The organism is Paenarthrobacter sp., assembly GCF_031180005.1.
Lineage (GTDB): Bacteria > Actinomycetota > Actinomycetes > Actinomycetales > Micrococcaceae > Arthrobacter.
The window spans coordinates 1-10,459 of the sequence record NZ_JAPSHI010000049.1 but is presented as its reverse complement, the minus strand read 5'-3'; the positions used below and the strand labels follow the sequence as shown (position 1 = coordinate 10,459).

Here is a 10,459-nt window from a genome sequence, read left to right as displayed (position 1 = left end):
AGTTCCTCAATGCTGGAAGGCGTGCCGTTGTCCGCCAGATAAGCGCGCGAGGCATACATCCCCAGCCGGTACTCGCCCAGCCGGACCGCTTCGGCGCGATGAACCTGCGGCGTCCCCACCACCACTTCGATGTCCAGCCCCGAGCGCTGCTGCAATGCCCGGCGTGTCACCGTCACGATCTCGACGCTGAGTCCAGGATGCTCCCTTCGCAAGCGGGCCACTGCCGGCGCAGCAATATAGGCGCTGAAGCCATCAGTCGCGGTCATGCGCACGACGCCGGTAATGGGGTCGGGGGCGCGGTCGCTCGGTCCCAGTGCACCCACCGCAGCTTCAATGCGCTCAGCGACAAGTACGGCTTCGGCGCCTAGCTCTGTCACTTCCCAACCCCCGGCCGCACGCGCGAGGACCCTGCCGCCCAGCGCCTTCTCCAGCGCCGCTATCCTGCGCGAGACCGTGGTGTGGTTGAGTCCCAAGGCTTGGGCCGCCGTCGTGAATTTTCCTGAACGTGAGACGGCGAGAAAGATGAGGAGGTCGTCGGGGTTCGGATTCATATCTGCAATTCTGCACACATAGGGTGCCACTTTGGTCATTGAGCGCCGAAGAATCTGCAGCAATACTCAGTGGAGCATTTCGTGTTGTGGATCACAACGCGTTCAAATGGGTCAAAGAGGACACTGAGGAGATGGATATGAGCGTAGAGCAGCGCTCCGCATCAAGAGCAGGGAAAGACGCCGGCGAAGGTTCCGGACTCAAGAAGATCGTCGCGGCGTCGATGGTCGGCACCGTGGTGGAGTGGTACGAGTTCTTCCTGTACGCCACGGCCGCCACGTTGGTTTTCGGCAAGTACTTCTTCCCGAGCACCGGCAACGAACTGGACGGCATCATCCAAGCGTTCATTACCTACGCTGTTGGCTTCGTGGCGCGGCCGCTCGGCGGCATCGTGTTCGGCCAGATCGGCGACAAGCTGGGCCGCAAACCCACCCTGCAGCTGACCATCGTAATCGTGGGCGTTTCCACCTTCCTGATGGGCTGCCTCCCGGGCTTCGTAGAGATCGGCTACTGGGCGCCGGCCATGCTGGTGGCACTCCGCTTCATCCAGGGCTTCGCACTCGGCGGCGAATGGGGAGGTGCTGTGTTGCTGGTGGCTGAGCACAGCCCCAACAAGTCGCGCGGTTTCTGGTCCTCGTGGCCGCAAGCAGCAGTGCCGGTAGGTAACCTCCTGGCCACCGCCGTCTTGTTCACCATGTCCACGGTCCTCAGCAGCGAAGCCTTCCTCAGCTGGGGCTGGCGCGTAGCGTTCTGGCTGTCCGCAGTGATCGTCTTCGTTGGCTACTACATCCGCACCCACGTCACCGAAGCCCCCATCTTCCTCGAAGCCAAGGCACAGGTGGAGGAGTCCAAGGCCATCAGCTACGGCGTCGGCGAGGTCATCCGCAAGTACCCCAAGGGCATCCTCCAAGCCATGGGGCTCCGCTTCGCAGAGAACATCATGTACTACCTCGTGGTGAGCTTCGCGATCGTGTACCTCAAGAGCGTCCATAAGTACGACACATCCTCGCTCCTCCTGGCACTCCTGATCGCCCACGTCATCCACTTCCTGGTCATCCCGCAAGTCGGGCGTCTGGTGGACTCGTGGGGACGTAAGCCTGTGTACCTGGTGGGAGCCATCGCCGGCGCAACCTGGCCGTTCTTCGCCTTCCCCATGTTCGACACCAAAAACGCCGTGATCATCGTTCTCGCCGTGACGATCGGCCTCTGCCTGCACGCGTTCATGTACGCAGGCCAGCCGGCCATCATGTCCGAGCTCTTCCCCACCCGCATGCGCTACTCCGGCGTTTCGCTCGGCTCGCAGGTCACATCTATCTTCGCCGGTTCGCTCGCACCGCTGCTGGCAACCCAGTGGCTCAAGGACACCGGCTCCTGGGTTCCCACAGCGATCTACCTCGTGGTTGCATGCGCCATCACCGTGGTCGCAGTTGCTTCGCTGAAGGAGACCAAGGGCATCGCCCTCCAAGAGGTGGACGAGGCCGACGCGATCCGTCACGGTCTGACCACCGCTACTTCGAAAGGCTAGCTCCATGGATAACTCCTTGAACGGACGCAAGGCACTGGTTACGGGCGGAGCGAGCGGAATCGGGGCAGCCTGCGCGCGTGCGCTCGCCGCCCGTGGAGCGAAGGTAGTAGTGGCCGACGTCGATGCCTCCGGAGCTGCGGCCCTCGCCGATGAGTTGGGCGGGACCGCCTGGACGGTGGATCTTTTGGACGTCGACGCCCTGGCCGCATTGAGCCTGGACTGCGACATCCTGGTCAACAACGCCGGCATCCAAAAAGTTGCCCCGATCGAGGAGTTCCAACCCGCGGAGTTCCGGCGGATCCTGGCCCTGATGCTGGAGGCCCCGTTCCTCCTCATCAGGGCCGCGCTCCCGCACATGTACGCCAACGGATTTGGTCGGATCATTAATATTTCGTCGGTCCACGGGCTCCGTGCCTCGGCGTACAAGAGCGCGTACGTCTCCGCCAAGCACGGCCTCGAAGGGCTCAGCAAAGTCACTGCGTTGGAGGGTGGCGAGCGCGGTGTCACGTCCAACTGCATCAACCCCGGTTACGTGCGGACACCCTTGGTGGAGAAGCAGATCGCCGACCAAGCCCGGCTCCACGGCATCCCCGAGGCCGAAGTCTTGTCCAAGGTGATGCTCACGGAGTCGGCGGTGAAGCGGCTCGTGGAGGTGGAGGAAGTTGCCTCGCTGGCCGCGTGGATGGCCTCCGACGACGCCGGCATGGTCACCGGCGCGAGCTACACCATGGACGGGGGATGGTCGGCGCGGTAGGGGTGGGTTTTCCACATAGGCAACTTTGGGCCTGATGCTCGATCGGAGTCGCTGAAAGAGTGGCTCTATGGACGGAAAACAGGTAGCGCAGACGGCGTCAGTGGCTTCGCCGCCGGATGCTGCTGGCTGCGCTGTGATTTCCTCGGCTGCCGTGGCTTCCGTGCCACAGGTGGCGTTTCGCGGCCTACGTATACGGGAGCTCTTGCTGGCCATGGGTTCGGCTCCCACCAGCACCGATAGCTCGGAGCTGATCGACGAGCTGCGCGATCTTGAGGACCTGAAGTCTGCAATTTCTGCCCGGCAGGCACGGGCCGCAGTTGCCTTTGATCTGGCGCAGAGAGCCGAGCAGGCCGATGCCGGGGTGCCGGCTTCCGAACGTGGACCGGGCGTTGCTGCGCAGGTGGCGTTGGCGCGGAGGGAGTCGCCGAATCGGGGATCCAGGCACTTGGGGCTTGCCAAAGCGCTTGTCACGGAGATGCCGCGAACTATGGCAGCACTGGAATCGGGTCAGTTGAACGAATGGCGGGCCACGCTGCTGGTGAAGGAAACGGCCTGTTTGTCCGTGGAGGACCGGGCTGCGGTCGACGAGGAACTCGCTCCTGACGCCGGGACTTTCGATGGAGCCGGAGACAAAGCAATCGTCTCCGCAGCAAAAGCCGCCGCATATCGTCGTGACCCGCGGTCGGTGGCTCAGCGAGCCAGCCATGCCGCCACGGAACGCACGGTCAGTCTCCGTCCTGCACCGGACACCATGACGTACCTCACCGCGCTGCTCCCGGTCGCCCAAGGCGTTGCCGTCTATGCTGCGCTGACCCGGACAGCTGATTCAGTGCGCTCCGGCGGAGATTCGCGGACCCGCGGCCAAATCATGGCGGACACCCTGACCGAACGCGTTACCGGCACGCGGGGAGGGGTCTCGGGTATCGACCTCAATCTGGTCATGACCGATCGCACGCTTTTCCAAGGAGATTCCGAGCCGGCCCGGCTTGAAGGCTATGGAATCGTGCCCTCGGAATGGGCAAGGGCTCTTCTGGTTGAGGGGCAACCCGGGTCTGAGGATCAGGATCATCGAGTCCAGGATCCTACGGAGGGCACGGAGTCCGCAGGTCGCCGCGAACTCAAAGTGCTGCTCCGCCGCCTCTACACCGCTCCCGGCAGCGGTGAGCTGTTGACGATGGACTCAAAAGCACGGCTCTTCCCTCAACGGCTGCGGCGCTTTATCCAAATCCGGGATCACACATGTCGGACCCCTTATTGCGACGCGCCCATCCGACACATCGACCATGTCATACCGTGGCATGCCGGTGGCAGCACACACCGTGACAATGGTGCCGGGCTCTGCGAAGCCTGCAACCACACCAAGGAAAACCCCGGCTGGGCCGCAACGAGCAAGCCCGGTGGGAGTGCTGACGTGCACATGCTCCAAGTCAGCACTCCCACGGGTCATAGCTACCAATCCAAGGCCCCGCCTTTGCCCGGGCAGAGACCCACCCGCCTCGGGAACTAGCGTGCCTGGAACGAACTCAGTGCTGCAGTGACCTCAGCGCGCCTTCACCACGGGGATCGACGATGTCTCGTCCACGAGCTCGACCCGGCGCAGGCCACCCCCGCGGACCCATAGCTTGTAAGCCACGAACAGGAGGACCAACCAGGTGCCGCCAACATACAGGGCAACTCGCGTGTCCTCGAAGACGCCGAGGATCACGATCACCATGGCCATGAAAGCCATGGTCAGGATCGACGCAGCGGGCCACAGTGGCGAACCAAATTCCGACGCCGGCAGGCCCTTGCGCTTGATCTCACGCTTCATGGCGACGTGTGATGCCAGGATCATCACCCAGACCCACACCGTGGCGAACGTAGCGATGGACGCGATGAGCACGAACACGTCTTCAGGTATGACGGCGTTGAGTACGACGCCAACCAGCAGGATGCCGCCCATCATCACCACGGTCATCCACGGAACACCGTGCCGGGAAATCTTGCTGAAACTCTTGGGCGCATGGCCCTGCTGGGCAAGTCCGAAGAGGATGCGACCGGCACCGAAGATATCGCTGTTGATCGCTGACAGGGCAGCCGTAATGACCACGGCATTGAGAATATGAGGCGCTGCAGGGATGCCCAGGCCATCGAAGATCTGCACGAACGGACTGCCGCTGCTTCCAATTTCATTCCACGGGAAGATGCTCATCAGCACGCCCAGGGTCAGTACGTAGAACAACAAAACGCGGACGGGCACAGTATTAACTGCCTGCGGGATGACCTTCTTGGGGTTGGTGGCTTCGCCCGCCGTGATACCGATCGTTTCGATCCCGCCGAAGGCAAACATCACGACGGCGAACGCGGCCAGGAGCCCCTCGAAACCGTTCGGGAACAAACCACCGTGATTAATAAGGTTCCCAAGCCCCGGTGCCACGCCACCGCCGTCGCCCGTTTGGAAGCCGAACACCACGATCGCTGCACCGCCCACGATCATCGCGATGATCGCCACCACCTTGATGAGCGAGAACCAGAACTCGAGTTCGCCGAACACCTTCACGCTGAGCAGGTTCATAGCGCCCAGGAGCAGGATGATCGCGAGCACCCAGATCCATCGGTCCACCTGTGGGAACCAGAAGCCCATATAGATGCTGAAGGCGGTGACGTCGGCTATGGCCACGATCGCCATCTCGAACACGTAGGTCCACCCGGTCACGAAGCCGGCGAACGGTCCCAGATACTTGCTGGCGTACTGGCCGAACGAGCCGGACACGGGGTGCCGGACAGCCATCTCACCGAGGGCGCGCATCACCATGAACACGGCCGCACCGCCGATGATGTAGGCCAGGAGGACAGCAGGACCGGCTTTTTGGATGGCGGAGGCAGAGCCGTAGAAAAGGCCGGTGCCGATCGCAGATCCGAGCGCCATGAAGCGTATGTGGCGGACGTTGAGGCCTCGGCTGAGCGCCGTACCGGCGGCTTGGAGGACAGAGCTCTCCGCGGCCAGCTTGGTTTGTTGCATAGTAAAACCTTCTCGTCTTTGGGAGGGGATCGCTATCCAGCAGATCACTTTTGGGTGCCTTGTGATCGGACTCACGAGGGTTTGGTGTCTTTCATCGCAGACAGTCCAGGGGCGGCTGGTTTCGGAGTGGACAAAGTCATAGTCCCCGGTCGGATATGATGACCGCGGACAGCTCGTCACCGGTCAGGCATCCCTCGCATCCGCGTCGCCCCCATTGAACTCCGTGCTGCCAATCGCATCCGTTACTTGGGGGACCCTTGATTTCTGCAATCCGCGCTACCCGGCGCCGTGTTACTGCTGCCCTTATTGCCGTGGTGGCTGGAGCTTCCTTGCTCTTCGCTGCTCCCGTGCAGGCCTACGACGTTCCCGACTTTGAAGTCCCGCACGCCTCGCAGGCTCCCGCGCCGTTCGTTGAGCGGGCTGCTGACGCTGCTGGAGTGGTCGAGCTCTGGAAGACAGCTGGCCCCGCCACCCGAACTGCAGCTGCTGCCGCGCTTGTGGGTGGCGCAGATGCGCTTCAAGTATTCCTCGACGACGGACAGGACATCACGCTCGCCGCGGACCGCAAGCAGTTGGTCAGAGAGCTGACGACCCGGGGGAGTGCGCATGTTCGCTCTTTGGCCAGCACTATCCTGGCAGCGAATGACCCTGCGAAGATTGATGCATTCCTCGCCACGGGCTGGGCAGAGACCTGGAAGGGCGACCTGCGCACTGCTGCAACTTTCTTCCTCGACTACGGCAACGTTCATGTTGAACGCGCCGCTTCCGAGAGCCTGGACAAAGGTGACGCTGCAGTGGAGAAGTTTGTCCTTGAAGGCTGGCTCGCCAAAGTCTTTATGACAGACCGCCAAGCGGCCTTTGCCGTGAGCGCATCCCCGAACCCCGCGGTCTCTGCCGCTGCCAAGGCGGCATTGAAGACTGACGACGGGGGTGTCGTTGCCGATTTCCTTCGTTACGGCCAGTTCGTTACGGCAGACCGCGACGCTGAGTCGACTGCAGTTTCTGCGTTGCTCCAGCAGGTCAAGTCAGATATCGCAGCCAATCCAAACGGCACCGCCGCCGTGGCTGATCGCGCGAAGGCCGCTGTGGAAAAGGCCAAGAACACCGCAGCAGCTGCGAGGACTGTTGACACGGATCGATTGATGGCCGAGTGGGACTTCCTGACAACGCAGGCAGTTCCGCGTGCCATCATCGACAGCGCCAACATAGCTGCTGAAAAGCCACTCCAGGAGGCCTTCGCCAAGGCTGCCAACGAGGTGCCCGGTCTTCTCGCAACCCTGACGGCGCCCGGAGCCGACCTTGACGGGCTGATCAACGACGCCCGTCAGGCCACCTTGGATCTCGCGTTGGTGGGCACGCCTGCGGTTCGGAAGGCTGCGGAGGCCGCGCTACTGGGTGGCAACACCGCAATCAAGGACTTCGTCAGCGTCGGACACGATGCTGCGTTTGAGCTGGACGGCCCCGCCATTCTTGAAGACAGAATCCGCCTTACCCAGCTCCACGCAACGGGCGGGGCTCATGTGCGGCAGGCCAGCTCCAACGCTGCCAAATCCGCTAGTCACGCAGATGTCCGATACTTCCTTGAGTACGGATTTGCTGGGGCCCAAGATTTGGATAACCGCATCCTCGCCTACCAGAAGTTGGATGATGCAGACCTGGAATTGCGGGTAGCCGCCAATGTTGCCTTGGACGGCAGCCGGGGAGATGCGCAGGAATTCGCTACGGTTGGTCAGTTTGCAGCTCTTGATCGGGATATGGCCACCAGGACCCATGTTGCCTCCATCGACGCCATGATCGCCGAGCTCGCTGGACTGGCAGATACAGCAGCCGTCGACGCCGGCAAGGCGGCTGACGCTGCCAAAACCGCGGAAGCGGCACGACAGGAAGCGGCACGACAGGAAGCGGCACGACAGGAAGCCGCTCGTCAGGCTGCCGCTACAGCTGCTGCCAGTCAGGCGGGTGCTGGCCAGGTTGATGCCTCACAGCACACTGGAACCGGAGTAGCCCCGGTCGCGGTTCCGTGGCCTCGTGACTACCCACCCGCCGTCGAGCTTGCCCCAACCGGAACCCCGTCAGAAGCCGCCGGAACGCCCGCTGCCACTCCATCGGCCGCGCCCAGCGTGTCGGTGCCGCCGGCCGCGTCAGGCGCCCAGGATTCAGCATCCGTTGATTCTCAGTCCCAAGAGGCTGCAACTCCGCTGGCTGCTTCCTCTGCGGGATGAACGGCTGGACCATTGCTTTGATCGTGGGGCTGGTTCTGGCCGCAGCCGGAGCCATCACGTTCCTGCTCCGACGCAAGGGCACGGCTTCAGCGTAAGGGCAGCCAAGCCAACGTCTGCTAGCGGCCCGATGAACTGGTCCGGCATCTCAGACACCGAACAACGATTCCGAGGTGGTCTTTGCCCTGCAAAGGGGGCACGCTAGAGTACGGGATACCGGACAGTCACGGTTCGACGATCCTGAAATCCGAGCAGCGAGGAACCATGACAACGACGCCGACCGCCCCAGGCAAAGCCACGTCCAAAGTCCCGGCCGCCGAAAATACGCTGCGCATCCTGAAACTGTTGGCCTCGCGCCGGGGTCCCATGGCGGCGTCGAACATTGCAACCGCGCTCGGCTTGCCGCGATCCAGTGTGTACCACCTGCTCGGCGTGATGGAAGCGAACGGCTTTGTCCTCCACCTGCACGAGGAACAGCGTTACGGACTGGGCATCAGCGCGTTCGAGCTCAGCTCGGCGTACTCGCGGCAGGAGCCGTTGTCGCGCCTAGGCCGGCCGATGCTCGCGTCGTTGGTTGACGTCATCGGTGAGAGTGCGCACCTGGCGGTGCTGCACGGGCGGGACGTTCTCTACATCGTGGAGGAACGTGCCAAGAACCGCCCGAGCCTGGTGACCGACGTCGGGGTCCGCCTCCCCAGCCATCTCACTGCCTCCGGCCGCGCGATCCTGGCCGCCCTGCCAAAGTCACAGGTGCGCGCTCTTTACCCGAATGCAGCCGCCTTCACCTCCCGGCACGAGGTGGAGTTCCCCATTATGAAGTACTCGGCGTTGTCATCCCATCTGGATCAGGTTCGGCAACGCGGCTACGCCACGGAAAACGGCGAAATCACGCCGGGATTCGGTTCCATCGCAGCCGCTGTGACGGACCATGTGGGATGGCCGACGGCGGCAGTCGCTGTCACGTTCTTGGAGGACAAAGTTCCGGCTGAGCAATGGCCGGTCCTGGCTGCCCGCATCCGTAAGGCGGCGGACGAACTGTCCGTGCGAATCCACGGACGCCCGGCGGGCTAACCCGTCCCTGAGACATCGCGCTCGACGAGTTTGCGGAAGGTCTCCAGTTCACCTTGGAAGCTGCCGCGGTACGACCCCATGGCGAAGATTCGTCCGAAAATCGCTGAGATGAAACCGCGGGTCATGAACTCCTGCCGAATGCGCGTGCCTTCGCCCTCGGCAGTAAATCGCACATCGGACTCGCCCTTCAGGATTGCATTGCCGAACCGCGTGCGGATGTGCCAGGGAGGCGTGACGGCAAGGATCTCAGTGGGGCTTGCCATCTTCCCGAACCAGACCGTGTAGCGGCTGCCGGCTTGGTCGATTGCGCCTACGCGATCGGTCACGCGGGTGACTCCACCGATCCATTCCGGGAACCGGTCAAGATCCGTCCATGCTGCGAAGACGCGCTCGGGCGGCGCGGCGACGAGCGTGGTTACCCTGTGCGTTCCCATGGGTCCAGCATGCTCTTTTTATCGCGCGAATGCGAGGGTTGAGCGGGTCTGTAATCCCGGACAGTACCCGTTGAAAAGCCGTTCCAGCCGCTTGATAAAGGGGCTTTAGTAGAAGCAGAAGATCTTTCCAGCACACACTTCCCACTGACGAAGGAGCCACCATGGCACCCGCCGATTTCACTACAGGAGCCCGCCCGGTCAAGGCTGCCCGGGGTACTGAGCTCACTGCCAAGTCCTGGCAGACCGAAGCGCCGTTGCGCATGTTGATGAATAACTTGGATCCTGAGGTCGCTGAGCGCCCTGATGATTTGGTGGTTTATGGCGGCACCGGCCGCGCAGCGCGGTCCTGGGCTGCGTTTGATGCGATTACCCGGACCCTGGAGACCTTGGAGAAGGACGAGACCCTGCTGGTGCAGTCGGGCAAGCCGGTGGGTGTGTTCCGCACGAATGAGTGGGCACCGCGCGTGCTGTTGGCGAACTCGAACCTGGTGGGGGACTGGGCGACGTGGCCTGAGTTCCGCCGGCTCGAGGCTGAGGGCCTGATGATGTACGGGCAGATGACGGCAGGTTCGTGGATTTATATCGGCACGCAGGGCATCTTGCAGGGCACGTATGAGACGTTCGCCGCGGTGGGGAACAAGCTCGCCGCTGAGGGCCGTCACCCGGCACCGGCTCCGGCTGGTTCCACGGAGGGGCCGCTGGCGGGGACCCTGACCCTGACTGGTGGGTGTGGTGGCATGGGCGGTGCGCAGCCGCTGGCGGTGACGCTGAACGACGGGGCCTGCCTGATCGTGGACGTGGATGAGTCCCGCCTGCGTCGTCGTGTGGGTAAGCGGTACCTGGACGAGGTCGAAACCGATTTGGATGCTGCCCTTGCCAAGGTCCAGAAGGCCAAGGATGAGCGTC

General features: G+C 62.9%; 8 protein-coding genes and 1 pseudogene. 6 read left to right on the top strand and 3 right to left on the bottom strand.

Annotation, left to right across the window (positions count from 1 at the left end):
• Positions 1-551 (bottom strand): LysR family transcriptional regulator (locus RIF72_RS19445; protein ID WP_309076432.1); only part of this gene is annotated, 551 nt, incomplete at its 3' end.
• Between the two features lie 137 nt (positions 552-688).
• On the opposite strand from RIF72_RS19445, the gene RIF72_RS19440 reads away from it, so the two are divergent.
• From RIF72_RS19440 to RIF72_RS19430, 3 genes are all read left to right on the top strand, one after another.
• Entirely contained in the window at positions 689-2,074 is a 1,386-nt protein-coding gene (locus RIF72_RS19440; protein ID WP_309076431.1) for an MFS transporter, read from the top strand.
• Between the two features lie 4 nt (positions 2,075-2,078).
• Positions 2,079-2,828, top strand: coding sequence for a 3-hydroxybutyrate dehydrogenase (locus tag RIF72_RS19435; protein WP_309076430.1), 750 nt, complete (start codon positions 2,079-2,081; stop codon positions 2,826-2,828).
• Between the two features lie 211 nt (positions 2,829-3,039).
• Positions 3,040-4,335, top strand: a complete 1,296-nt coding sequence (locus tag RIF72_RS19430; protein ID WP_309076433.1) for a DUF222 domain-containing protein — start codon at positions 3,040-3,042, stop codon at positions 4,333-4,335.
• 33 nt (positions 4,336-4,368) lie between these two features.
• On the opposite strand, the gene RIF72_RS19425 is transcribed toward RIF72_RS19430, so the two are convergent.
• Positions 4,369-5,829, bottom strand: a complete 1,461-nt coding sequence (locus tag RIF72_RS19425) for an amino acid permease (protein WP_309076429.1) — start codon at positions 5,827-5,829, stop codon at positions 4,369-4,371.
• A gap of 257 nt (positions 5,830-6,086) precedes the next feature.
• Between RIF72_RS19425 and RIF72_RS19420 the strand changes: the two genes are divergently transcribed.
• A complete protein-coding gene (locus RIF72_RS19420) occupies positions 6,087-8,051 on the top strand; it encodes an ALF repeat-containing protein (RefSeq protein ID WP_309076428.1) in 1,965 nt (654 codons plus the stop codon).
• A gap of 261 nt (positions 8,052-8,312) precedes the next feature.
• Positions 8,313-9,119, top strand: a complete 807-nt coding sequence (locus tag RIF72_RS19415) for an IclR family transcriptional regulator (RefSeq protein ID WP_309076427.1) — start codon at positions 8,313-8,315, stop codon at positions 9,117-9,119.
• On the opposite strand, the gene RIF72_RS19410 is transcribed toward RIF72_RS19415, so the two are convergent.
• Positions 9,116-9,553: an SRPBCC domain-containing protein gene (locus RIF72_RS19410; RefSeq protein WP_309076426.1), complete on the bottom strand. Its 438-nt coding sequence runs from the start codon at positions 9,551-9,553 to the stop codon at positions 9,116-9,118. The genes RIF72_RS19415 and RIF72_RS19410 overlap by 4 nt on opposite strands.
• Before the next feature lie 161 nt (positions 9,554-9,714).
• Between RIF72_RS19410 and RIF72_RS19405 the strand changes: the two are divergent.
• Positions 9,715-10,459: pseudogene (locus RIF72_RS19405) on the top strand (urocanate hydratase); the annotation flags it as partial.